This window comes from Clostridium manihotivorum (genome assembly GCF_004015185.1).
Lineage (GTDB): Bacteria > Bacillota > Clostridia > Clostridiales > Clostridiaceae > Clostridium_AR > Clostridium_AR manihotivorum.
In genome coordinates, this window is sequence record NZ_CP025746.1 from 4,901,898 (window position 1) to 4,927,993 (window position 26,096).

Below are 26,096 nucleotides of genomic sequence, written 5' to 3' on the forward strand. Positions count from 1 at the left end.
TACATCTCTGAAGCTATATACTGACTTGAAACTTATATATAATTATAACAAATGAAATACATTCTTAAGTATAACATTAAACTTCACTTATATAAAAGCAGATATCTCTTCCATTGTCCTAATCACAGGTAACTTACTTCAACAATTAATTTATACATGGACGATGATCCCCAGAATCCGTCATCATCTTATCCCCAGAATCCAGAATTGTCTTATCCTAAGAAGTCTGTATCTTATAATAAGTCTAAATTGAGTTTTTATAAGGGCTCCATATAAATTATTGCCTTTATATAATAAACCTCAAACTCAGAAATATGCTTAGCCCTAAAAATTTCTAAGTATATTGTAATAATTAATTTATAAGGTTACAATATCCTTATGGTATTTCATGTAAAGGAGATTAACTATGACAAAAGAAATTAACTTCGATGTAAGAAGTTCTAGAAATTTGACTATGCTTGTAGATTTCTATGAACTTACTATGGGAAATGGATATCTTAGAGATGGATTGAAAGATAAGATAGCTTATTTTGATATGTTTTTCAGAAGAGTTCCTGATGGTGGTGGATACTGTATAATGGCTGGAGTTGAGCAGCTTATTGAATACCTAAGCAATTTAAAATTCACCAAAGAAGACATCGATTATTTAAGAAGCAAGCAAATATTTGCTGATGAATTTTTAAAATATCTTGAAGACTTTGAGTTTTGCTGTGATGTATGGGCTGTGCCTGAAGGTAATCCAGTATTTCCAAATGAGCCTTTAGTAACAGTAAGGGGGCCAGTAATACAAGCACAGTTCATTGAAACTATGATACTTCTTACTATAAATCATCAAACTCTCATCGCTACAAAAGCAAATAGAATTTGTAGAGCCGCACAAGGAAGAACAGTTATGGAGTTTGGTTCTAGAAGAGCTCAAGGGTATGATGGTGCTATATATGGTGCGAGAGCTGCCGTAATTGGTGGCTGTGCTTCTACAGCTTGTACTATAGCAGAAGAAATGTTTGACATTCCTGCTTCTGGAACAATGGCTCATTCTTGGGTGCAACTTTATCCCAATGAATATGAAGCTTTTAAAGCTTGGGCTGAAGTTTATCCAGAAAACTGCACCTTCTTAGTAGATACCTATAATGTATTAAAATCAGGTATACCTAATGCTATAAAGGTTTTTGATGAAGTTTTAAAACCAAAGGGGCTTAGACCTAAGGGAATAAGAATAGATAGCGGGGATATAACTTATCTTACAAAAAAATGTAGAAAGATGCTTGATGCTGCTGGTTATAATGATTGTAAGATAGTTATTTCAAATTCTCTTGACGAACATATAATAAGTGATGTAATAGCTCAAGGAGCTAAGATTGATTCTTTTGGTGTAGGAGAAAGACTAATAACCGCCAAATCAGAACCAGTATTTGGCGGAGTATATAAGTTAGTTGCTATAGAAGAAGATAATAAAATAGTCCCTAAGATTAAAATAAGCGAAAATGAAGAAAAGATAACAAATCCTGGTTTTAAAAAGATCTATAGAATCTTTGACAAGGACAATGATATGGCTATTGCTGATCTTATAGCTCTTAACAATGAAGTAATAAACACCGAAAGCAGTTTAGAAATTTTTGATCCAGTTTATACTTGGAAAAGAAAAAAACTTACGAATTTCTATGTTAAAGACTTGATGGTACAAGTTTTTGATAAAGGTAAGCAAGTTTACGAAAATCCTTCTGTACTTGAAATAAAAGATTTTGCTAGTGAAGAAACCGAAAAGCTTTGGCCAGAAGTTTTAAGATTTGAGAATCCTCATACTTACTATGTTGATTTATCAAGTAATCTATGGAGTCTAAAGCAAAGTCTATTACATAAGTATACAGATCAGTACAAATAAGAACGTAAGAGGTTAGCCTAAGCAAATCAAACTTCTTATTTTAGACAGTGTTAAAACCATATGAACTAAAAAAATCACCAAAATAAGTGCCCTTCAGATAAAACATACTATCTGAAGGGCACTTATTTTTAGGCTTTAAACATAATATATTTTAAACAAAACCTAATTATATGCTTATAGATCGTTTAATTTAATATATGTAAGTTTTAATATCCTGTGGAAGTCTTAAACTTTTTGATAAAATAATCCTCTTCAATTTCCTCAGAGAATTCAACAACACCAGTTACTTCCTTTAGCGAAACTCCTGTAAGATGCGCTCTAAATACACAATCTTCTTTATCCTGTGTACTACTTTTCATAGGGCATTCTTGATTACATTCAACTGCTTGATTATAGTTCGACCAAAAAGGACAGTTCCCCATAATTATCCCCCCTTTAACAATTAAGAAAATTCTTCCCATTTTTCTATAGAGATATTATATTTTAATTTTAGAAAAAAATAAAGAATTTTTTTGTTAACAATTTAACTAAACTTATTTATTCATTCATACTTCCAACCCATTCTAATGAATCAATATATATATTAGACAGTTTCTCTATAGCTATATTGTGTTTTTCTGTAAATAACATTAGTTTATCAACGTCCATATTTTCATAGCTAATTGATATATCTAATATTTCATAAAGAAAATTATCTTTTTTTATTAATGCTCTTTTTATCTCCTCATCAACTGGAAGTTCTTCAAGTAAAGTTTCCATATCTGTTGAAAGTACTACATCTAAATGAGAGAATAATCCTACCATAAAAGCGGATGCTGCTAGATTATTTCCAATAGCCTCGCATAAAGCTTCACAAAAATGAGCTCTAACCATGGCATTTTTAGAAAGCTCTTCATAATCCGGATCTGTAAATAAGTTAAAACTAAGCAATATTACCCATTTCTCTAACTCTTTAATTCCTAGCAGAGTAATTGCTTGCCTAACTGATTTTATCCTATTAGGAATTCCAAAACTTGCAGAATTTATATACTTTATTAGCTTATAAGATAATGATGCATCTCTTATTATAAACTGTTCCAAACTTTCAAGACTTACATCACTCTTTTTTAATTCTCTCATAAATATAATGAAACTTGTACTCGCCACTGGGCTATGCTTTCCTGAAATAATCTTAGGTTTACTAAAGAAGAAACCTTGAAAATAATCATAGCCTACATCCAATGCCTTTTCAAAATCTATACTATTTTCAACTTTTTCAGCTAGAACCTTAATTCCTAACTTTTTAAAAGTGCTACATATCTCTTTCTGTTGTTCTTCTGTAGTTAAAGAAAAGTCTACCTTAACAATATCAAGCATACCTATTAAAGGGGTTACATCTCTCTCATTAGCAAAGTCATCAACTGCAATAGTATAACCTTTACTCTTAAGCTTTTTGCAGGCTGTAATAACGTCATCGGTAAGTTCAACATCTTCTAATATTTCAACTACAACTGTTTCCTTTGGTAAAAGAGTTGGCAGCTCCTCAATAAGAGTATTTTTAGTGAAATTTATAAAGGCTTTTTTACCTTCCGTAATTTTATCTAACTCAAGTACCGCTGCGTTAGACAAAAGCTTTCTAGTTGCAATATCACCATCTATATTAGCAAACCTATTCACATTACTATTCCTGTACAATAATTCATATCCAAAAACTCTCTTATTTCTATTAAATATAGGTTGTCTAGCTATAAAAATTTCCATATAATCTCCTCAAGTCTCCGTAAAGTAAAATTTATGTCTAAAAAGATACGATTTCTATTTCATAAAGTCCATACATATGATATAATAACACTCGATTTTTGTGTTTTATCCTTGTACCCACATAAAAAAAAGGAGGTTATTTTATGAATACACAATCAAAAATCAGGTTTTTAGCCTACACGGCAATTGTTGCTGCATTATATGTAGTAATAACACTTTCATTTTCTTGGATGGCTTACGGCCCTATCCAGTTAAGAATTTCTGAAGTTTTGGTGCTTCTGGCTTTTATAGACAGAAAATACATACCTGGCTTAGTTTTAGGCTGTATTTTAGCCAATTTATCAAGTCCAATTGGACCTCTTGATATAGGACTAGGCGCATTCGCAACTTTTTTAGCAGTATTCTTCACAAGTAGAACCAAAAACTTATTTATTGCTACATTATGGCCAACCATATTCAATGGTCTTATAGTTGGAGGAGAACTTTACTTTTTAGGTTTTGCAACAAATGCAACCTTTGGAATTCATCCTCTAATATTCTCCTGCGTTTCTGTAGCAATTGGAGAATTCGTAGTAGTTTCTATAATAGGGTACATATTATTTAACGTAATATTAAAAAACAAGAATATCGTAAATGCACTAAAAATCACTGGTAAAGACTTTTAAGTCTTTGCCTTTTTTATTTCTACAAATTCCTCTTATATTATTATAATCTAATTTAATCTATTTTTAACATTTTATTCACGACATATTATATCAAAGGAAGTATTTTTTTACTTATAATGGGTATTTTAAAAGGTATTTTTTAATTACTGCTTGTTTTTCAATTTAAATATTTATTATCTATATTTTATTAGAATGTTGCAATAATTTCAAATATATTTTATATTTTTAATTGAATATACAATAAGTACTATTTTGCATATTAAGCTTTCTAAAATGCACTTAAGAAGTTTTGGAAGGTAACAGTTGCTTTATCTTATTTTTTAGAGTATCTTCAAAATAATTTTTTAGAGAATGAAAAAAGAAGATGCTTTCACATCTTCTTTTGTAGATATTATCATTAATTAAAAAACTCTTAATAAAACCTTAATTACTATCTGTTATATCTGCATTCAGGGTGTATAGTATTTTTAGTAACACTTATATTTATAATTTCGTTTTGGAATGCTTTAAGTAATGCTTTTTCAAGTACTTTTTCTTGATCGAAGTTCTCTACATCACGACATTCTGCAAATACTTTATTTAGCTCACCATTGGCATTTCTATATGTCAATGTAACATAAGGTTTCTCATATTCTACCTTAATTACTTTTAGTCCCCATGATATCTGTGCATAGTCACCATCTATACTTAATTTAGTAAGATCCTTAAGTCTTTCTTTTTCTTCGTTTGGGTCATTAATGATAAGTAACTCATCACCAATTTTATATTTTGCCATATTTCAGTCCCTCCTTAAAATAAAATATATGACTTCCGCTACTAAAGTTAAGTTTATCACTTTAGCATCTTTTAGTAAAGGTTATTGACTATATTCTTTATTTAATTATATATTATAGATAAACTATTACTATAATGACATTAGGCGCTAAAGCCAATTATATTGTAATTTGTTTTTTATTTAGAATCGGTAAATATATATGATCTGATTTGTTTGCTTCAATTATTATACCAAAATGTACTTTTATTTTACTAAAATATACTTTTCACAAATTTGTTTAATAGTATAAGTTTGCCAAAGAGTAAAGACTAAGGAGTGTAGATATTTGTTTGGATATGTTTTGCCCTACAGGATGGAGCTTAAAGTAAAAGATTATGAAAGATTCAAAGCCTATTATTGCGGCTTATGCCACTCTATAAAATCAATTTATGGCAATATGCCTAGAATATCGCTAAATTATGATATGACCTTTTTATCTATCTTGCTTGATGCTTTAATTAAAGAAGAAAATGATTATAATAGGATCGTCTGTGCACTTCATCCCACCCAAAAGAAAATAATATTAAAAAATAGTTCTGCACTAGATTATTCTGCACATATAAATGTAGCACTATTTTACTATAAGTTAGTAGATGATATAAATGATGATAAAAGCTTAAAAGCTAAATTCATGTCCATAATGTTCGTTAATAGCAAAAAACTATTTTCAAAAAAATATTCTACTATTAATGAAATTATAAACACAGAACTTAATGACCTTACCTATAAAGAACTAAATCATACCAATTATACATTAGATGAAATTGCTCATCCTTTTGGCAATCTTACTGGAGAACTTATGCGAAAATTTCCTGGTGAATTTATAAATGACTCCCAAGTGTTAAGGGATAACTTGTACAATCTAGGATATAATCTTGGTAAATGGATTTATCTAATAGATGCTTTAGATGATCTTAAAGAAGATATGGAAAAGAAAAAATTTAATGTATTTAATAATTGTCTTAATGATAAAACCTTAAGTTTTCCTGAATTTTATCATAGCATACTACAAAGAGCAGAGTTTTCTCTTTTAAGCTATGCATCTCAGTGTTATAATTCATTTATGGAGCTAAATGTTACCAAAAATAATGAAATATTAGACAATATTCTAAGACTCGGATTGATGGATAAGTTAGATTCCGTAATAAAAAAATATGAAGACAACAATTCAACTGACAGGAGGACATTTTATGAATAATCCTTATGAAATACTTGGACTTAAAGAAGGAGCCTCAGAAGAAGAGATAAAGAAAGCTTATAGAGAGCTTGCAAAAAAATATCATCCCGATCAATATGGAAATAATCCATTAAAAGATTTGGCCGAAGATAAGATGAGAGAATTAAACGAAGCTTATGATTACCTTCTTAAAAATGCAAAGAATAGCTATAGAAATAATTACTCTGGGTATGATAGTAATAGCTCTTCCAATGGATCATACAATGCTAACTATGCTGAAATTCGTAGAGACTTAGCTTCTGGAAGAGTTTCAGATGCAGAATACAAATTAAACGCTATGAAAATGCGCGATGCAGAGTGGAATTACCTATATGGTATAGTTATGCTTCAAAAAGGACATATGGACTCCGCTTACAGCTATCTTCAGCAAGCTTGCTCTTTAGATCCTAACAATGGAGAGTACAGAGACACTCTAAATAGAGTATCTTCAAGAAACAATAATTATAGACAGTCCTACTATAGAACAAGTAGAAACAACGACGCTTTTGAATGCTGCATGCAATTATGGTGTCTTGACAGTATATGCGAATGCTTTGGTGGAGATCTAATTGGTTGTTGCTAAGCTATAGGAAAAGGAGATATGTTATATGAAAGCAAGTCATATGGCAAAAGGGGGCATTCTTACAGCCCTATCAGTTATATTCTTATATTTGTCTGGTATCTTACCTACAAATAGATTAGCTTTTATTGCTTTGGCATCAATTTTGATTCCAATAGCGATCATGGCCACTTCCATATCAACATCAGTTTTAATTTATGTTTCAACCTCTATATTAGCTTTGCTTCTGGTAAATAAACTTACTGCTTTTTTATATATAATATTCTTTGGATCCTATGGATTTATAAAATATTATATAGAACGTATTAATTCTATATTAATAGAGTATGTAATAAAAATAATATTCTTCAATCTATGCTTTTTTGTAATCTATAAACTATATAGTGCGTTTTTAATCACTGATGCTATGAAAAGAGTACCAACTTGGGGTATTATCCTAGCAGCTCAAGTAGGCTTTCTTGTATTTGATTATGCATTAACTATAGTAATAACTGCTTATTTAAGAAAGTTCCACAATAAGAACTTGTAGTTAGATAAAACATTTCTATATAAATTAATACTTAATAAGAAATAAAAACGTCATATTTAGAATATGACGTTTTTTATTCTTTAGGAACTTCCACGAAGACCAAGGCATTCACAAAGTAACAATGAAAAATAGCCAGCCTTTTCCGTAGAAAATTATATTTTATATAAAGCCACCATTAAGAATGTGTATCTATCTTAAATGTAAACATCACATGCTTTCAACAATGATTATTTTACAGCAAAAAAATAAAAGAACAGTAAAACTGTTCTTAAGGATAAATAGAAAATGAACATGGACTTGAAATTTGTTAATAAATTAACAACTTCGTTTATATTTTAACAGATACAGATTAGTATTACAATAGTTTATTAAAAAATATTTTTTACTTTTTTCGCAAGTGTTAAGTAGTAGTATTTGACAGTTAATAATAATTATTATATAATATAGATATCACAATATTGAGGATGGTGAAAATGGATAATATAACAAGTATCTTTAGAGAAAAAAAATTAAAGCTAACACCTCAAAGAATTGCTGTATATAAATACTTAAAAGGAACTAAGGAACATCCTTCTGCTGAAGTTATATATAAAGCACTTCAAACTGACTATCCTACTATGAGTTTAGCTACTGTTTATAAAGCTTTAAAAACTCTAGTTGAGGTTGGTTTAGTACAAGAGATTAACGTGGGCGAAGGAAATTTCAGATACGATGCTTTTTCTACTCCTCATCCACATATTCAATGTGTCAATTGTGGAAGAGTTGATGATTTAGATCAATTAGATCTAAGCGGGCTTAATAAGGAAGCTGAAAATCATAGTAAGTACAAGATCCTTTCTAACAAAGTTTATTTCTATGGTATTTGTCAGGAATGTCAAGAAAAATAAAGCTACTTATATAAGTAGCTTTATTTTTCTTTTGAGTAAGTTTTAGATAGAATATTTTGCCATTCACTACCACTATATCCACCATTTAATATACTTTTTGTCTGTTCTATTAAAATAGGTTTCATTTTGTATGGTAGATTATGATAAAATACTATGTTATTTTCGTTTGCAACAGTAATTGGCCAAAGCATCTGAGATTGTACTTCCTTTAACTTAGAGTTTGCACTTCTATTACCAGTTATTATTCCTTCTGCAGCTAAACTTTCATAGGCTTTATCATCAGAGATATAATCTATAAATCTAGAAACTTCATCTTTGTTCTTAGCATTTTGTAGTTGACATACTATATGATCAATTATTACTGGAGGATTTATCTTCAAACTATCCATAAGATTACTATTTGCAACTCCAATCTTCTTACTTTCACTCAATTCCTTTGAACTTAATGTAGTAACAAATGCGAAAGGAACTTCCCCACTCTCTACCTTTTTTACTATACTACTATCAGTTGCCAAAAACTTATCAGTATTAATGCCATAGTCTTTATTTAAGGTATTCATATAATTAAAAACCTGCTGCATCTGAGAGAAGTTCTTATACTTCTCTTCACCTATATCAAAATTTTTTTCTAAATCAGACTCATTAATCATATTATCAGCAACTATCGAGGCTATTGCTAAAGATATATCCATGTCTTTTGGCAAAGCTACTGGTATTTTTATATTTTTGTCTTTAGACATCTTTAATAATGCTGCTAAGTTAGTATCATCAGAATTTCCTACAATAGCAGCTGCTTGTTCCCTATTGTATATAAAATTCATTGAATATGGTATAATCCCCATACCAAAATATTTATTATCTACCCTTCCATATGTAGATACAATTCCATAAAACTTATCTATAACTTTATTATTTCCAATACTACTAGATATGTCTGCCAAGCTTCCTTGTCTAGCCATACTTATCATAAGATTTCTTTCACAAATCAGAACATCGTAATCTGACTTTTCAGATGTCACCTTCTCTATCTTATCTGGCTCCGTCATATTTTCAATTTTTATTTCTATTTGAGGATGATCTTTTTTATAGTTTGCAATCAATGTATTTATTCCATCAACATCCTGTGAAGCATTGTTCTGAATTAATATGCTGAGCTTACCACTAGATTCTGTTTTGCTCTTTGAGCAACTTGTAATAATATTACAAGTTAAAAATACTGATAAAGCAATAGAAATTACACTCTTCAGCTTTTTCATATTACACCTCCTAAAATAACTTAATAATATTTTGTGTAAATTAATTTATTCTATGTTTATTTCATATAATTTTACGAGGTGATAAAATGAAAAGAACAATAGTGCTTATAAACAAGAAACTTTTCTATATCTTAACATTTAGCTTAATTGTTATTTTGATTATGATAATTATAGCTATTTTCTCTATGTTAAAGTCCAAGCCGCAAGTTGACCAAGCTGTATCAACCAACACCTTAGTAACAAATGAGAAAGCTATAAAAAAAGACTTAAATGGCGATGGTAAGGACGATATACTGTATATATCTACTCAAAACAATAAATATTATATGGAAGTTCATAGCTTAGGAAAAACAATTTTCTTAGACCCTGATAAAAAGATTGGAACTGTTGGAACCTACTCAAGTTTTTGGCCTATGAGTGTTTCTCTAATAGACCTCTCTAGAGATAAAATACCAGAAATACTCGTACAAGCTTCACAGGACAAGGTCCCAATTCAGCATATTTTTTACTACTCTAGTGGACAATATAATGATATTTACTTTGGATCAAATAATGTCTTTGGTATATTAGATTCTAAAAACAACAAGACCCCTAAGCTTATATCCATGAATTTAAAAAGCAGTAATAAGGATATCTCTCAGTATATACTAATAAAGGATTCTCTAAAAAAAGTTAGTTCTGATACCTTAACAATACCTGGTCTTCAAAATGTGCTACTTTTTATCGACATGATTGAAAGTTCAGGTGAACTAGATAGCACTTATGATGTCTTCACTTCAGATATAGATAGTGATAGTATGTCTCTTATATGGAAACTTGATAAGAAAGATTATATTTATGAATTTCAAGATGCACTTTTCAACGATACTAAATGGGATGATAAAGGTTCTCCAAGAGAAATACAGTGGACTTTAAATTTTAAGAAAGTTATAGCTCAGGGCATTGGTGATCCTACTCAAGTAAAATTAAAAATTAATGTTATGAAGGAAGATGATAAATTTAAAATAAACTCTATAAAAATACAGAAAAATTAAAAGGGTCGCTTTCGCGACCCAAAAGGGGGATGGGGGGTTTTAGCTTTAATGAAGACAGTCTTCATTTAGCTATAGGAGATTTCTCCTAACTACATTTATTATTATTGACTAGTTTGCTTTTTTTATACATACTTATTACATTAATATTCTATTTCGCCATCTTGGTACATTTCTATAACTCTATCAATAAATCTAGCTCTTGCTGGATCTACAAAACTTCTTACTGCTCTTAACATAGATATGTTACCATCTTCACCACCTGAAAAATTAACCGGACCACTATACTGTGTTTGATTACTATTAAACCCAGCATTGTTTGTTCCACCATTAAAAGAGTTAAACATAGCACCTAAATTGTTTAAATCAAATCCTTCAGGTGACATGGAAGAAAATAGCGAAGATAAATTATTAAGATCTATATTATTAAACATTTCGGACATTTGAGGATTCATGCTAAAAGGAAATGGTAATCCTCCTGTAAGAAAACTTAATGGGTTCATGCTTCCCATTGATCCCATCATACTATTCATAATGTTCCCCATAGGTCCCATATTATTCATATTATTCATGTTATTCATGTTGTTCATATTCCCCATGTTTCCCATGTTTCCCATGGGGCCCATGTTATTCATGCCACCAAGATTTTCATTTCTGCCTCTATGTCTATGCTTTGGCATCATACTCCCTCCAATTAATTACTGTGTATGTATTATTTAAAATTTGCTAAGGAATAAAATAATATATTTTTTTGGAGGGCATAAAGCCCTCCAATCTATATTCTAGCGATAGCCATATCCATAGCCACCGTATGGTGTATTGCAGCCTCTACCAGAGCCGCATAGCCAGAATAATAAGAATAGTATGAACCCATTTTTATTACATAGTACTCCGGAAATCCATAAGATAATGAAAGCTATTAGCCAACCACATCCGTTATAACTTCCACTTCTTCCATTAGGATAATAACCATACTGGGGACCAAATACAGGATATCCATAGTTGCAACAACTATTACACATATCTTAAAGCTCCTTTCCCTAGCATTGTTAACTTATGGTTTTAGCAGCATCTTGGTTGGAAGAATCCAGCTCCGCCTCTGTTACCGCCGAAACCACCACAGCCACATAATAAGAATAATAATATTAGAAGAAATCCCTTATTGTTGCATAGTAATCCAGAATACTGGAATATCAATAGTAGTATAGCTATTGTACAAGGACTTCCACCGAAGCCTCCACAGCTAGAGCCACCACCAAATCCACCGATTCCAGGACCATATCCACCACCGTACATTGGCATTGGGTATCCACCACCATATGGGTTACAGCATGGGTTACAGCAGCATTTTTTCTTTGACATATCAAAATCCTCCTATCATCATTTTTTTATACTTTAGTATTTCATTGTTTATTAGTCGTTTACGCATGTGTTGTTATCGTTGCATCCACAGTTGTTACCTCTGCCCCATCCTCCACATACAAAGAATAGGATTATTATTAAGAACCATAGCCAGTTTGATCCGTAGCCACCAAAGCCACATCCACCGCCTAGGCCATATCCACCATATCCAGCGCCGTATCCAGGATATCCTCCTCCACAGCATGGATTTTGTTGTGGATAATAACATGTTTGCTTACAGCATCCATGTTTAGTTTTCTTAACATTGCAGCAGCATGGGTTTATTGCTCCATAACCACCATAGCCTCCACCATAATTTCCACCGTTTCCGCATCCACAGAAGATTAGTAGTAAGAATATAATCCAGATCCAAGATCCTCCAAACCCTCTATTACCTGTTCCACAGTTATCATTACAGTTGTCATTGCCGCCTGTTAATCCATTTAGGATTTCATTTAGTTCCATAAATCTTCCTCCCTTTTGTTAAAATGGATTTATTTGGTTTTATAGTATATACTATTCTATCATCTCTAATTTGACACTGTTTTTAGGAATATAATTCGGCAGGAGAGAATATATTATTTTATTTTATTAATTATTCATTCTTTCTAGGATTTTTTCTGAGGTTGCGAATGGATATGAATTTATATAATTTTAAGATATAATTTTAAGATATAATTTTAAGATATAATTTTAAGATATGATATTAAACTGAATATGTACCACTTCGATCAGAAATCTATTTTCAAAGCTACTCTGGTTTTTAGAGGAGATTTTAATAATATAAACTTAATTACTATGCGGTACATCCATACATAATTTCTATATACTTTGAAGTTACTTCGTATGCCTTCTCTCTCTTGATGCAAATCCACAGGTTCATTGCTTTCCTAGAAAGTAAAAAAGACATTAAATCCTCAAGTGATTTAATGTCTTTTTATTAACTTTGTAAGTTTAGTCAATTAACATATTAGGATTCTTTTGACTGTTCATTATCTTCTTTTAGTATAATATCATCAAAAATTGAATCCACTAGCTCATCTCTTCCAATTTTATTTAAGGAAGAGAAATAATATAGCTTATCTTCTTGTGCTAGTTTAAGAGTATCTCTTATTACTTTTTCGCTTTTTCTAAGTTCATTTTTAGATAATTTATCACTCTTAGTAGCTATAACTAAAACATCATACCCGTAGTGCTTTATCCATTCATGCATCATAATATCATCTTCTGTAGGCTTGTGTCTACAATCAACTAAAAGCACAACTCTTTTCAATTGTAATCTTGAGCTAAGATATGTCTCAATTATCTTTCCCCAACTAGCCTTCTCAGTCTTTGATACCTTTGCATAGCCATATCCAGGCAAGTCTACCAAATAAAAATCATTATTTATTAGGAAAAAGTTTATAAGTCTAGTTTTCCCTGGAGTTTGACTTACCTTTGCAAGTCCTCTCCTGTTAGTTATAGAATTTATTATTGATGACTTACCAACATTCGATCTACCTACGAAAGCGACTTCTATTCTCTCATCTGTAGGATATTGCTCCCTTCTAACTGCGGAAGTAATAAACTCTGAGTTCTTAATCTTCATTTTTATCAGCTCCAACCAATGCATTTTCCAGTACTGTGTCTACTTTTTCAGCAAGTATAAAATTAAGTTTACCTTTTATACTTTGTGGTATCTTTAATATATCTTTTTCATTTTCCTTAGGAACTATTACTGTATCTATTCCAGCTCTATAAGCAGCTAAACTCTTCTCTTTTAATCCTCCAATAGGAAGGACTCTTCCTGTAAGAGTTATCTCACCAGTCATAGCTACATTGCTCTTAACCTTTTTGTTAGAAAGCGCAGACACCAGCGCAGTTATCATAGTAACTCCTGCAGATGGACCATCTTTAGGTACAGCACCTTCTGGCACATGTATATGAATATCCTTTGATTTATAGAAATCATCTGCTATATTAAATCTTTTAGCATTAGCTCTAACATAGGTATATCCTGCTCTAGCTGACTCTTTCATAACATCACCAAGCTGACCAGTTAACTCTAGCTTACCAGTTCCGTCCATTACCATAACCTCTACTGGTAGTGTGTCTCCGCCATATGCGGTCCAAGCCATTCCAGTAACTACCCCAACTTTATCTGCTTTATCTACTTTATCATAGTTAAATATCTTAGGTCCTAGATATTTTTCAACTACAGTTGGAGTTACTAATACACTTGTTTTTTCTTTTTCCATCATATCTTTTATTGCTTTTCTTATTATGCTGCCTACTCTTCTCTCAAGACTTCTTACACCTGATTCTCTTGTGTATCCTTCTATAATAAGCTTTATAGAATTATCAGTTATCTTTATCTCATTATTCTTTATACCATGCTCTTCTAGTTGCTTAGGAATAAGATATTTCTTCACTATATGATATTTTTCTTCATATGTGTAACCAGAAACTTCTATAACTTCCATTCTATCTAGAAGAGGTCTAGGAATTGTATCTAAAGAATTTGCAGTAGTTAAAAACATAACATTCGATAAGTCCATCTCTATTTCTAGATAATTATCTCTAAAAGTAGAATTTTGCTCTGCATCCAACACTTCTAAAAGTGCATCTGCAGGATCGCCTTTAAAGTCATTTGCCATTTTATCTATTTCATCCAATAAAAATAAAGGATTCATTGACTTAGCTTGCTTCATACCATATATAATTCTTCCAGGTATAGCACCAACATAAGTTCTTCTATGACCTCTTATTTCAGCTTCATCTCTTATTCCACCTAAGGACATTCTAACAAAGTTCCTATTGAGAGCCTTAGCTACACTTCTAGCAATAGATGTCTTACCAACTCCTGGAGGTCCAACTAAACATATAATAGGACCTTTCAAAGTATTACTTACCTTTTTAACAGAAAGATATTCTATAATTCTTTCTTTTACATCCTCTAAGCCATAGTGATCTTCTTGAAGAACTTCTCTTGCCTTCTTGATATCTACGTTATCTTTGGTTTGCTTGCTCCAAGGTAAATCTAAAATCCAATCCAAATAGGTCCTTATTACATTTCCTTCTGAAGAATAGCTTCCTGAAGTCTTCAGTCTAGAAAGCTCATATAAAGCTTTTTCCTTAGCTTCTTTAGGAAGTTTAAGCTTTTTGATTTTGCTCTCATAAGCTTCAACTTCTTTTCTATCCTCATCGTCTTCGCCTAATTCTTCTTGTATAACTTTAAGTTGTTCTCTAAGATAGTATTCCTTCTGAAGTTTATCCATCTTTTTCTTTACTTTATAGCCGATTTTCTTCTCTATCTTTAGAACTTCCATCTCATTCTTAACAATTACAATTAATTTTTCTAATCTCTTTTTAATATCAAAAGCTTCTAATATTTCTTGTCTAACTTCTTGTTTTAACAATAAGTAAGATGCTACTACATCCGCTAATCTAGCAGAACTCTCAATGTCATCCAATGAGATAATGATATCTGAAGAGGTATTACCTGATAAACTTAAATAGTCACTAAATTCATCCTTAAGTGATCTTGTAAGTGCTTCTAACTCTAATCTAACCTTTTCACTTAATGTTTCTTCTTCATCCTCAGTATATATCTCAGCTTCTATTGTAAAGTACTTATCATCATCGCTTAGAGAAAGTATTCTTCCTCTATTAACACCTTCCACCAATACTCTTATAGTATCTCCTGGTAGTTTTAAAAGTTGTTTAATTGTACAAAGCGTTCCTACTTCATATATATCCTCTTTTACTGGTTCTTCAATCTTAGCATCCTTTTGAGTCGCAAGGAAAATTTGCTGATTATTTAACATCGCTTCTTCTAAAGCAGCAATGGATTTCTCTCTACCTACATCAAAATGAATAACCATGTTTGGAAAAATGGTTATTCCTCTAAGAGGAATTAAAGGAAGAACTTTTATCTCTTTATTCATGCTTCTCCCCTCCACAAATTAATTTTATCAATTAGACTTATTTAGTATACACATTATATGGCTATTTTTCAATAAATATTAGTATTGATTTTTAACACAATAAGTGCTGCTGATATCAGCAGCACTTATATCTCAATTATTTAGTGATCTTGCAGATAAAACTTCTACTGATTGTTCTGTAGGAGTATTACTACTTATTTTATCACATATATTAACCAATGCCAAGTTTATTACCTCAACGATATTATCTACAGGCTTAACTTTTATCCCATCTAAGGCCTCAAAGGACTGACTATAATTTTCGCTTGGAACTATTGCAATCTTCGCACCAGCCTTTTGAGCTGCAGATACCTTTGCATTTACTCCACCTATAGGTTTCACTAACCCCTGCAAAGAAATCTCTCCTGTCATTGCAACCTGATTATTAATAGGGATATTTTTTATTGCACTGTACACTGCGGTTGCAATACTTATACCTGCCGAAGGACCATCTATTGGAACACCACCCAAAAAATTTATATGTATATCATAATTTTCACACTCTATATCAAAACTATTATTTAGAACTGTTAGCACATTTTCTACCGAACAATAAGCAGTACTCTTCCTCTTCACTTTTCTGTTAGAGGATGAGATTTCTTCTTCTTCAATAATACCAGTAATCTTTAGAGTCCCCTTTCTTCCTATAACTTTCTTAGCACTAGCTTCAATCTCTATTACTGTACCCATATTAGCACCATAAACAGCTAATCCATTTACTACACCAACCTTAGGTTTAGTTCCAACCATCTTTTCAGGTCTTAAGGAATATTGTCCGTTCTCAACTACCCATTCTATATCTTCTTCATTTATTATAGTTCTGCCTTCATTTATGGCCAATCCTGAACATAGTTGAATTAGGTTAACTACTTCTCTACCATTGGAACAGTACCTACTTACTATATCTAATCCATTACTGCATATCTCAAGACCTACTTTTTTTACAGCGTTGTCTGCTATTTGTTTAATTTCTTCTGGTACTAAAGCTCTGAAAAATATCTCAACGCATCTAGATCTAATTGCTGGAACTATCTCTTCTGGACTACGTGTAGTAGCCCCTATTAATCTAAAATCAGCTGGCAATCCTTTCTCAAATACTTCCTTAATGTAAGTAGGCATATTAGGATCTTCAGAACTATAATATGCACTGTCTAAGAATACTTTTCTATCTTCCAATACCTTTAGAAGCTTATTAAGTTGTATTGGATGCAACTCCCCTATCTCATCAATAAACAATACACCCCCATGTGCCTTAGTAACAGCACCTGGCTTTGGTTGAGGTATCCCCGCTATTCCTAATGTACCAGCACCTTGATATATTGGATCATGAACAGACCCAATTAACGGGTCAGCTATTCCTCTTTCATCAAACCTAAGAGTTGTAGCATCTATCTCCACAAACTTTGCCAAATCTCTAAATGGTGAATTATTACTCTTTTTAGCTTCTTCAAGAACTAATCTTGCAGCAGCTGTCTTTCCAACCCCTGGGGGACCATATATTATAACATGCTGTGGGTTAGCACCACATAAAGCGGCTTTCAAGGCCTTAATACCCTTTTCCTGGCCTATTATTTCTTCAAAGTTTTTAGGTCTACTTTTCTCTGTTAAAGGTTGAGTAAGTTTTATCGCTCTTAATTTATTAAGTTTGTCTAGTTCCTTATGATTCTCTTTATCTATTACTAATTTATTTGTCCTCTGATTACTAGAATTATTTATCATATAGATAAAAAGTACAACAAGCATAATCACCTGCAACAAAATAAGAATATTGGTCATTTATTATCGCCACCTTATTACTTTCTAATTTCCTATTTTGTATTATGCTCATATAAAACATAGAATATAACCCATATAATGGTATATAAGTGTTTATTTTTCGAATTTCGAAAATATTTTAAACGACATTTTTTTGCGCATCTGCCTTTCCGAATGTACATGAGGAAAATCTGGCAGGCGATATAATTTATTAAAGAGTAAAAAAGACTGACGAACTAAGTCGTCAGTCATGTTATGCAGATTCTATACCTTTTTTAGGTTTAGATTTTTTACCCTTTAATACTGGCCTTGTTTCACCTTCTGCAACTAAAGTAATTTCTGGTTCCTTCTTATCCTTAACTGAATCTTCAGTTACCGTTACTTTTAGTATATTATCTTGTGAAGGGATATCAAACATTATATTAGTCATCATTTCTTCTACTATAGCTCTAAGACCTCTAGCACCAGTATTTCTCTTTATCGCTTCATCAGCAATTGCATCTAATGCTTGATTATTAAACTCTAGATCAACATTGTCTAACTCAAATAACTTCTTATATTGCTTTACTAGAGCATTTTTTGGTGTGGTTAGTATATTTACCAAAGCACCTTTATCAAGAGATTCTAAAGTAACTACTATTGGCAATCTGCCTACAAACTCTGGTATCAATCCAAACTTTAAAAGGTCACCAGGCATTATATCTTTTAATAATTTACCTATATCCTTTTGCTCTTTAGATTGAACATTAGCACCAAAGCCAATAGCACTCTTACTTGTTCTCTTTTCTATTATCTTATCAATACCATCAAAAGCTCCACCGCAAATAAATAATATATTGCTAGTATTTATCTGTATAAATTCTTGATGAGGATGTTTTCTTCCGCCTTGTGGAGGAACTGAAGCTACTGTGCCTTCAAGTATCTTTAATAAAGCTTGTTGAACACCTTCTCCAGAAACATCTCTTGTTATTGATGGATTTTCTGACTTTCTAGCTATTTTATCAACTTCATCAATATATATAATACCTTTTTCAGCTCTTTCAACATCATAATCAGCATTTTGAATAAGCTTCAATAAGATATTTTCTACATCTTCTCCAACATATCCTGCCTCAGTTAATGTAGTCGCATCTGCTATAGCAAATGGAACATTTAGAAACTTTGCCAAGGTTTGAGCAAGCAGTGTTTTACCTGATCCTGTAGGACCTAAAAGAAGTATATTACTCTTTTGCAATTCTATATCATCATCTGCTTCATTGGAGTTTATTCTCTTGTAATGATTGTAAACTGCAACTGAAAGTGCCTTTTTAGCTGCTTCTTGGCCTATAACATATTGATCTAAGTAATTCTTTATCTCTACAGGCTTTGGCAAGCTAGTTGAGTCAAATTGAATGCTTTCTTCAAATTCATCTGCTATTATTTCAGAACATAATTCAATACATTCATCACATATATATACGCCTGGTCCAGCAATCAGTCTTTTAACCTGATCTTGGTTTTTACCACAGAAGGAGCATCTTAACTGCTTTTTGTCTTCGTATTTAGCCATTAACTACACCTCACTAAGGTCAAACAAAGAAACTATTCTTTATTTTTCACCTCTTCATTTTTTCTTATAACTTTATCAACCAATCCATATTCTGCTGCTTCGTCAGCACTCATAAAGTAATCTCTTTCAACATCAGCTTTGATTTTTTCTAATGGTTTGCCAGTATTCTCACTTAGTATTTGGTTTAAATTATCCTTTATCTTTAGTATTCTTCTAGCATGTATATCAATATCTGTTGCTTGGCCTTGGAACCCACCAAGTGGTTGATGAATCATTATTTCACTGTTTGGCAAAGCAAATCTCTTTCCTTTAGCCCCAGATGAAAGAAGGAATGATCCCATTGAAGCAGCCATACCAACACATATAGTCGCTACATCAGATTTTATATATTGCATTGTATCATATATAGCCATTCCGGATGTAATAGATCCTCCTGGACTATTTATGTATAAATAAATATCTTTATCTGGATCCTCACTTTCAAGGAATAATAATTGCGCCACTATTAAGCTAGCAGAAGTATCATTTACTTCTCCATTAAGCATAATAATCCTATCCTTTAAAAGTCTCGAAAATATATCGTAACTTCTTTCTCCTCTGTTTGTTTGTTCAATTACCATAGGAACTAAACTCATTTTCAATCCTCCTTCAATTCAAAATACTCTATTTATAATATATCCTATTTTGATATTTTATTATAATTAAATTATATAAAATATTTTATCATTTGTTAATCAATATATATATAAGTTGCAACAAAAATTAATGTTTAATTCAAATTTAAAGATATTCCCTTATATCTTATGCAACTTACCCAATAAATTTAAAATTTTATCAAAATTAAAATAAGTGTATTTAAGCATAGCTAACAAATTTTGAAGATTATATATTTAAAATGATTGCCAGAATTTCTTCTGGCAATCCATTTTACACAATATATTATTCAGTTACTTTAGTATTTTCTACTAATAAATTAATTGTTTTTTCAGTAACAACATCTAATCTTATAACTTGTTCTTGAGCCTTTAATAGCATTTCTGCCATTTTTTCATCTTCTCCAGCTCCATACATCTTAGCTAATTCAATTGCCTTAGCTTTCTTTTCATCTTCTGTAGCATCTATAGCTTCAACTGCAGCTATCTTATCTAAAACTAAATCAGTTTTTACCTTTTTAACTGCACTTTCTTGCATGTAAGCTTTCATTTGTTCTTCACTGCTTCCAGTGAATTCATAGTATTGATCAAGAGTTAGTCCTTGATATCCAAGTCTGTTTTCAAGATCTTTAACCATAGTTTCTACTTCTCTGTCTACCATTATTGCTGGTACTTCTACTTTTGCATTATCAACAGCAGCAGTAACTACAGCTTCTTCAAACTCCTTCTTAGCTCTATCTTCGTTAGAATCAGCTATCTTCTTTCTTATATCAGCTTTAACTTCTTCTATAGTATCGAATTCTGATACTTCCTTAGCAAATTCATCATCTAATGCTGGAAGTTCTTTAACCTTTATTTCCTTAACAGTAACTTCAAATACTGCTGGTTTTCCATTTAAATCTTCTTTACCATAGTTTTCTGGGAAAGTTACATTTACATCTTTCTTTTCTCCAATTGCAGCACCTACTAATTGGTCTTCAAATGTATCTATGAATGTACCTGAACCTATTTCAAGAGAGTAATCAGTTGCTTCTCCACCTTCAAAAGCTATTCCATCTACAAATCCCTTGAAATCTATTGTTACTATGTTTCCTTTTTCAACAGTTCCTTCAGTCTTTGTTTCTATTCTAGCATTCTTTTCTTGCATTGCTTTTAATTGTCTTTCAACTTCTTCTTCTGAAACTTCGTAAGAAACTTTCTTAACTTCTAATCCCTTGTATTCTCCAAGTTCTACTTCTGGATAAGTAGTAACTTCTGCTGTATAAACTAAATCTTGACCTTCTCCAACTTCTAAAACATCTACCTTAGGATAGTCTATTGGTTTTATATTGTTAGTATTTAAAACTTCTGGATATGTTTCATCTATAGCAATGTTTATAGCATCTTCAAGTAATGCTCCTACACCATAGTATTGCTTTACTATGTTCATTGGTGCTTTACCTTTTCTAAATCCTGGAACATTGAATTTTTTTATATTTTTTTTGTAGGCTTTATTTAAAGCTTCATCGAATTTCTTAGCCTCAACCTTAACTTCAAATTTAACTATATTTGCTTCTATTTTTTCCATTTTAACGTCCATTATAAAATTCCTCCTAAAAAGTGTACTAATCGTCTTTAGACTAAGATATTATAACACATTACTTCTTTTATTTACAAACATTTATTTATATAATTATCTAAAAGAACCATTAACTTCTACAATGGTTATTCTTATAAACTTCTTATAAGTTTATCCAAGTAGTTTTTACTGTGGTTTATTTGATTATAAGATGAATAATTATCACTATATACCTCAATTATTGCCATACCTTTATAGTTTATATCAATTAACCTCTTAAAAATTTTATTATAATCTATATCGCCTTTACCTGGCAGCATGCAACTTTCGTACTCACTTTTATCATTAATATGAAAGTTACATAACCTATCTTCCATTACATCAATGTACTGTTCTGGTTCAACATTAGCCTTGTAACTTTGCTTTAAATCCAGAGTATAGTATAAAGGATATCTAACTCTTTCTCTTAGCATTTCCAAATATCTTATGTCTGAAGACATGCACCAGGATACATTTTCCTGTGCTAACTTAACACCATTTTCTTGAGCACAATAGGTAAGTCTATCATACATATCTATTATTAAATCATAGTCTAACTGGGAATTATCAACTTTTCTCATACCGTGGAAAGTATATATTTTGTTGCCACCTAATAGACTTATAGACTTGCAAACTTTCTTAAAAACCTTCATCATGTCATTTCGTCTTCTGTTATATGAATCAAATAGAAATGGCTCAACCATGCTGCTACATATATGAACTGAGTTTACATAAAAATCATTTTCTATACATTTCTCTTTTATGTTAAGTATAAATTCTTCTTCATATTCTGAAAATGTATTTAAAAATAATTCCCCTTGATCAAAGCCTATATCTTTCATAACTTTGACGCTATCCTCTGCATTCACACTTGGATACAAACAGGCTGAAGACATACCAACCTTCATCATAATATCTACCCTATAAGTTGCTGAACAGGAATAACCTTATCACCATCATCAGCTTTTATATGTAGTCCATCAGAAGCTAAACTAGTTATTGTTAAATTCTTTGATTTTGTATTCATTACAGCTTTGTGTTCCCCAGTATTTATGTCTACTACCCATATATAAGAATAAAGATCCGGAACTCCAAACCATGGAAGCTGACTCACATATGCCACATGGCTATCATCTATAAACTTAGCATTTACAGACCACAAATAACCTTGATACTGCTTTAAGATAGTCTCCCTTGAGAAGGCTCTTCCATCCTTTGTTGTATAATTAGGTTTCGTAACATCCTTTATCTGACCACTTCCATCTACTACTTTTATCTGCTGTGTATTTGTTTCGTTTATTACAATAGAGGTTTGTGATGGGCTTATATCAAAGGACACTCCATTATCTATGGGATCTAATAACTTAAACTTTTTAGCACCTGAAACCTCATCATAAAAAGCCTTTGATACAGCCCCACTAGAAAGTGTCACTTCTATATACTTATCGTCCTTGCTGTCCTCTTGTTTTTTATCATCTTTGGCAGGCGCATCGGATTGTTTACTATTATCTTTTTCTTTATCATTTTTTAATTGAGATGCTGTTTCCTTATCCTTCTGAACTTTATCTTTACTGTTCTTATTAGTAAAGATACCTGCTACCTTGTTTTTTATACTAGTACTGAAATTCATTTTAGTAGATAGTAAAACAGCAGCTACTACTACAACTAATAATACAACTAACGCAGATGCTAGCCTCTTTCTTCTTTTCATCCTTTTTTGATATTCCTTACTGAATATACTAGGTTTTCCCAATATTATTACCTCCTAGTTGATTTAGTCTTTTTTATTTTATTATTATGAAAAGGCATTATATTAATATAATTGATAATCCATATTTCATTTATCTTAATTGTAAGTCTTTAAGGAACCATATATATTATACCTTAATGATAGCAAAATTAATAATAATTTTTGTAAAAATTCATATCTTAATGTATAATAGACTATAACTTACCTAATTATGATTGGAGGTCACCATGACGAAATTGCACATTTTAGGCACTGGTAGTGCTATGGTAACCAAGTGCTACAATACGTGTTTTACAATTTCTAATTTGGCAGGGGAGCACTTACTAGTTGATACTGGAGGTGGAAACACCTTACTTACCAATTTAGAAAAGCTTAATATCCCTATTTCAAAAATACATAATATATTTTTATCACACACACATAATGATCATATAGCTGGCATAACTTGGATTGTTAGAGCTGTTGCTCAAGCCATAAACAATGATAAATATTCTGGAAACCTGAACTTCTTCGGTCATTCAGATGTTCTATCAGTTGCTAAACAAATTTGTCTTCTAATGCTAGAAAATAAATTCACCAAGTTCTTTGATGACAGAATATTATTCATACCTGTAAAAGATAATGAAGAAAAGAATATTATAGACTTCAATATTACTTTTTTTGATATAAATAGTGCAAAGCGTCTTCAATATGGTTTTAAACTTAAAGACAGTGAAGGTATAACCTTCACCTTCATAGGAGATGAACCATATAAAGAATCTCTTAAACAGTATTGTATAAACTCTGATTATATGATGCATGAGGCATTCTGTTTATTTGAAGAAAAACACCTATTTAATCCTTACGAAAAACATCATACTACAGTAAAAGAAGCCTGTGAAAACGGAAGAAACCTAAATATCAAGAACCTTATTTTAATTCATACAGAAGATAAAAATTATCATTGTAAACCTGAGTATTACTGCGCTGAAGGAAGATATTTTTTCAGTGACAATTTAATTGTCCCAACGGATCTAGAAATAATTGACTTAGTAAAAGCCGAAGATTAGCTTAATAGAAATGCTTTTTTAAATGTACTACTAATCCTAACAAATACTTTAGGAGGAAGTAGTACATTTTTTAAATTTGTTATAAGCAACCGTATATTCTTATATTATATTAAATAGAATTATAATGAGTATATATAGTTTCCCAATTTCAACTATTAGGTTATGTATGCCTCAAAAAAAGACCAGAACCCCCGATTTTCGAACATTCATAGCTTAAGTTTTCATAAAGGTTCCCTATAAATAACCTTATATTCAGATTTTAACTAGAAACAACCACAAATATTAAAGGAGGGCATAATGCTTAATTATTTTAATAATAATAATTTAATAAGGAATTCTAACTCAAGGAAAAAATCTACACCTCTCATACTAGTGTTTATTCTGTGTTTTGTCTTTGCATTTCTTTCACAAATAATAGGTGGAATAGCGATTGGTTTTGCTGTTCACTATCTTAATCTATCATTTAATCAATATAGGAACTTTGTATCTAGCAGCTACTCAATGCTTTTAACCACCTCAATTTCTATTGCACTATGCTTTTTATGGGTATACCTTTATGAGAAAAGAAAGCCTGTATCCTTAGGCTTCTATAAAAAGAACGCAATCCAAAACTACATTCAAGGATTTTTAATAGGATTACTATTAATGTCTATTGAAGCAATAATACTTAGCATTACTAACAATGCTTATATATCAAAAGGTGATGTTTCTAGTTATGGATTGTTAAGCTTGATAGTTGTGATTATTTCCTGGGTGGTGCAAGGGGCTTCTGAAGAGATTTTAATTAGAGGTTTTGCCTTACAATCAATATCTGCTAGATATAATACTGTAGTTGGAGTATTGGTATCATCAGTAATATTTGCATTACTTCACATGCTCAATCCTGGAGTATCTCTATTAGCTATAATAAATCTAATTTTATTTGGAATAATAGCTGCACTTTTGGCATTGTACACTGAAAATCTTTGGGCAAGCTGTGCTCTTCACAGTGCATGGAACTTTGCTGAGGGAAATGTTTATGGCTTTTTAGTAAGCGGTACTAATGCCTACGGCGGATCATTTCTATATGTTCAATATAGAACAAATAACCTTATAAATGGTGGGTTATTCGGCCCTGAAGGCGGACTTGCTGATACAATTATAAGTGCTATTGCAATAATTGTGTTACTGTTTCTTATATATAGAAAGAGTAAGCTCCAACAATTAGATTGACGAAAAAAAGTGATCTAGCAGTTATTTCCACTAGATCACTTTCTATATATACAGATGCACAACTTAGAATTAAAATATATATTTTCAACTTCTCCTCTTAGAATCCAGAAAAGTTTTAAAAATAGATTCCTGATTGAAATGGTACATCTCTATTATTTATTACAACAACCACCCTTTGATGAGCATCCACTGCAACCACTACAACCTCCACTGCTTTGACAACAACCAAGACTTATCCCCAAGACTTTAGCTTCATCTTCAGTAAGCGTTGCAACATTTTCACTGTAGTCCTCATAGTCAGGAGTATCCTTAAGATATGAATTCTTCTGTATTTGAATCATATATACACCTCACGCTTAAAGCTCTGAATTATATAAATATAATATTTATCTAAATAATTATAATCTTTAATAATATAATTATCTACCATAATATAAAAATTATTATTACTTCGATATATATTTTGTTTCTTAAGTGACTTTTTGCGCATCTGCCTTACCAAATGCATATGAGGAAAGCTTGACAAACGAATATAATTCCTTTTTTGCTGTTTATATTAAAAAGC

The 26,096-nt window shown here is 31.2% G+C and carries 26 protein-coding genes; 9 read left to right on the forward strand and 17 right to left on the reverse strand.

Translation table 11 applies throughout. The features are described 5' to 3' along the window. Positions 1 to 406: 406 nt before the first annotated feature. Positions 407 to 1,882 carry a nicotinate phosphoribosyltransferase gene (locus tag C1I91_RS22045; RefSeq protein ID WP_128214819.1) on the forward strand — a complete coding sequence of 492 codons (1,476 nt, stop codon included), beginning with the start codon at positions 407 to 409 and terminating at the stop codon, positions 1,880 to 1,882. Between the two features lie 206 nt (positions 1,883 to 2,088). Here C1I91_RS22045 and C1I91_RS22050 read toward each other — a convergent pair whose 3' ends face one another. Together C1I91_RS22050 and C1I91_RS22055 are read right to left on the reverse strand one after the other, a co-directional pair. Beyond that, positions 2,089 to 2,304 carry a hypothetical protein gene (locus C1I91_RS22050; RefSeq protein WP_128214820.1) on the reverse strand — a complete coding sequence of 72 codons (216 nt, stop codon included), beginning with the start codon at positions 2,302 to 2,304 and terminating at the stop codon, positions 2,089 to 2,091. Positions 2,305 to 2,419: 115 nt separating this feature from the next. After that, on the reverse strand, positions 2,420 to 3,622 hold the full coding sequence (locus C1I91_RS22055) for an EAL and HDOD domain-containing protein (protein WP_128214821.1): 1,203 nt from the start codon (positions 3,620 to 3,622) through the stop codon (positions 2,420 to 2,422). A gap of 143 nt (positions 3,623 to 3,765) precedes the next feature. Between C1I91_RS22055 and C1I91_RS22060 the strand changes: the two genes are divergently transcribed. Next, entirely contained in the window at positions 3,766 to 4,287 is a 522-nt protein-coding gene (locus C1I91_RS22060; RefSeq protein WP_128214822.1) for a QueT transporter family protein, read from the forward strand. A gap of 430 nt (positions 4,288 to 4,717) precedes the next feature. On the opposite strand, the gene C1I91_RS22065 is transcribed toward C1I91_RS22060, so the two are convergent. Continuing rightward, positions 4,718 to 5,062 (reverse strand): hypothetical protein, encoded by a 345-nt coding sequence (locus C1I91_RS22065; RefSeq protein ID WP_128214823.1) that lies wholly within the window; start codon positions 5,060 to 5,062, stop codon positions 4,718 to 4,720. A 325-nt stretch (positions 5,063 to 5,387) separates the two neighbouring features. Here C1I91_RS22065 and C1I91_RS22070 point away from each other — a divergent pair, with 325 nt between their 5' ends. The 4 genes from C1I91_RS22070 to perR all read left to right on the forward strand — a co-directional run bounded on the left by C1I91_RS22070 (position 5,388) and on the right by perR (position 8,313). Further along, entirely contained in the window at positions 5,388 to 6,299 is a 912-nt protein-coding gene (locus C1I91_RS22070; protein WP_128214824.1) for a DUF5685 family protein, read from the forward strand. Next, positions 6,292 to 6,900 (forward strand): J domain-containing protein, encoded by a 609-nt coding sequence (locus tag C1I91_RS22075; RefSeq protein WP_128214825.1) that lies wholly within the window; start codon positions 6,292 to 6,294, stop codon positions 6,898 to 6,900. Before C1I91_RS22070 ends, C1I91_RS22075 begins: the two co-directional genes overlap by 8 nt. 25 nt (positions 6,901 to 6,925) lie before the next feature. After that, complete coding sequence (locus C1I91_RS22080; RefSeq protein WP_128214826.1) at positions 6,926 to 7,426, forward strand: hypothetical protein; 501 nt, start codon at positions 6,926 to 6,928, stop codon at positions 7,424 to 7,426. A 473-nt stretch (positions 7,427 to 7,899) separates the two neighbouring features. Beyond that, positions 7,900 to 8,313 (forward strand): transcriptional regulator PerR, encoded by a 414-nt coding sequence (gene perR, locus C1I91_RS22085; protein ID WP_128214827.1) that lies wholly within the window; start codon positions 7,900 to 7,902, stop codon positions 8,311 to 8,313. 20 nt (positions 8,314 to 8,333) lie between these two features. Here perR and C1I91_RS22090 read toward each other — a convergent pair whose 3' ends face one another. Further along, entirely contained in the window at positions 8,334 to 9,569 is a 1,236-nt protein-coding gene (locus C1I91_RS22090; RefSeq protein ID WP_128214828.1) for an ABC transporter substrate-binding protein, read from the reverse strand. Between the two features lie 86 nt (positions 9,570 to 9,655). On the opposite strand from C1I91_RS22090, the gene C1I91_RS22095 reads away from it, so the two are divergent. Further along, a complete protein-coding gene (locus C1I91_RS22095; RefSeq protein WP_128214829.1) occupies positions 9,656 to 10,603 on the forward strand; it encodes an FG-GAP repeat domain-containing protein in 948 nt (315 codons plus the stop codon). A gap of 140 nt (positions 10,604 to 10,743) precedes the next feature. Here C1I91_RS22095 and C1I91_RS28620 read toward each other — a convergent pair whose 3' ends face one another. From C1I91_RS28620 to C1I91_RS22155, 12 genes are all read right to left on the reverse strand, one after another. Further along, a complete protein-coding gene (locus C1I91_RS28620; RefSeq protein WP_205694245.1) occupies positions 10,744 to 11,280 on the reverse strand; it encodes a hypothetical protein in 537 nt (178 codons plus the stop codon). Between the two features lie 102 nt (positions 11,281 to 11,382). Beyond that, entirely contained in the window at positions 11,383 to 11,622 is a 240-nt protein-coding gene (locus C1I91_RS22105) for a hypothetical protein (protein ID WP_128214830.1), read from the reverse strand. 40 nt (positions 11,623 to 11,662) lie between these two features. Beyond that, on the reverse strand, positions 11,663 to 11,962 hold the full coding sequence (locus C1I91_RS22110; protein ID WP_128214831.1) for a hypothetical protein: 300 nt from the start codon (positions 11,960 to 11,962) through the stop codon (positions 11,663 to 11,665). 51 nt (positions 11,963 to 12,013) lie between these two features. Further along, positions 12,014 to 12,466 carry a hypothetical protein gene (locus tag C1I91_RS22115; protein ID WP_128214832.1) on the reverse strand — a complete coding sequence of 151 codons (453 nt, stop codon included), beginning with the start codon at positions 12,464 to 12,466 and terminating at the stop codon, positions 12,014 to 12,016. Between the two features lie 505 nt (positions 12,467 to 12,971). Continuing rightward, on the reverse strand, positions 12,972 to 13,589 hold the full coding sequence (gene yihA / locus C1I91_RS22120) for a ribosome biogenesis GTP-binding protein YihA/YsxC (protein ID WP_128214833.1): 618 nt from the start codon (positions 13,587 to 13,589) through the stop codon (positions 12,972 to 12,974). Continuing rightward, positions 13,579 to 15,927, reverse strand: coding sequence for an endopeptidase La (gene lon / locus C1I91_RS22125; RefSeq protein ID WP_128214834.1), 2,349 nt, complete (start codon positions 15,925 to 15,927; stop codon positions 13,579 to 13,581). Before lon ends, yihA begins: the two co-directional genes overlap by 11 nt. Positions 15,928 to 16,059: 132 nt before the next feature. Beyond that, positions 16,060 to 17,742: an ATP-dependent protease LonB gene (gene lonB, locus C1I91_RS22130; RefSeq protein ID WP_128214835.1), complete on the reverse strand. Its 1,683-nt coding sequence runs from the start codon at positions 17,740 to 17,742 to the stop codon at positions 16,060 to 16,062. A gap of 232 nt (positions 17,743 to 17,974) precedes the next feature. After that, positions 17,975 to 19,270 (reverse strand): ATP-dependent Clp protease ATP-binding subunit ClpX, encoded by a 1,296-nt coding sequence (gene clpX, locus C1I91_RS22135; RefSeq protein ID WP_128214836.1) that lies wholly within the window; start codon positions 19,268 to 19,270, stop codon positions 17,975 to 17,977. 32 nt (positions 19,271 to 19,302) lie between these two features. Then, positions 19,303 to 19,905, reverse strand: coding sequence for an ATP-dependent Clp endopeptidase proteolytic subunit ClpP (clpP, locus tag C1I91_RS22140; RefSeq protein WP_128214837.1), 603 nt, complete (start codon positions 19,903 to 19,905; stop codon positions 19,303 to 19,305). 304 nt (positions 19,906 to 20,209) lie between these two features. Continuing rightward, positions 20,210 to 21,502 carry a trigger factor gene (tig, locus tag C1I91_RS22145; protein ID WP_128214838.1) on the reverse strand — a complete coding sequence of 431 codons (1,293 nt, stop codon included), beginning with the start codon at positions 21,500 to 21,502 and terminating at the stop codon, positions 20,210 to 20,212. 131 nt (positions 21,503 to 21,633) lie between these two features. Beyond that, positions 21,634 to 22,428, reverse strand: coding sequence for a sugar phosphate isomerase/epimerase family protein (locus C1I91_RS22150; protein WP_128216071.1), 795 nt, complete (start codon positions 22,426 to 22,428; stop codon positions 21,634 to 21,636). A gap of 8 nt (positions 22,429 to 22,436) precedes the next feature. After that, positions 22,437 to 23,273, reverse strand: a complete 837-nt coding sequence (locus C1I91_RS22155) for a hypothetical protein (RefSeq protein WP_128214839.1) — start codon at positions 23,271 to 23,273, stop codon at positions 22,437 to 22,439. A gap of 224 nt (positions 23,274 to 23,497) precedes the next feature. On the opposite strand from C1I91_RS22155, the gene C1I91_RS22160 reads away from it, so the two are divergent. Continuing rightward, positions 23,498 to 24,319: an MBL fold metallo-hydrolase gene (locus tag C1I91_RS22160; protein WP_128214840.1), complete on the forward strand. Its 822-nt coding sequence runs from the start codon at positions 23,498 to 23,500 to the stop codon at positions 24,317 to 24,319. 297 nt (positions 24,320 to 24,616) lie between these two features. After that, positions 24,617 to 25,531: a CPBP family intramembrane glutamic endopeptidase gene (locus tag C1I91_RS22165; RefSeq protein WP_128214841.1), complete on the forward strand. Its 915-nt coding sequence runs from the start codon at positions 24,617 to 24,619 to the stop codon at positions 25,529 to 25,531. A 152-nt stretch (positions 25,532 to 25,683) separates the two neighbouring features. Here C1I91_RS22165 and C1I91_RS22170 read toward each other — a convergent pair whose 3' ends face one another. Then, complete coding sequence (locus C1I91_RS22170) at positions 25,684 to 25,872, reverse strand: hypothetical protein (RefSeq protein WP_128214842.1); 189 nt, start codon at positions 25,870 to 25,872, stop codon at positions 25,684 to 25,686. Positions 25,873 to 26,096: the final 224 nt, after the last annotated feature.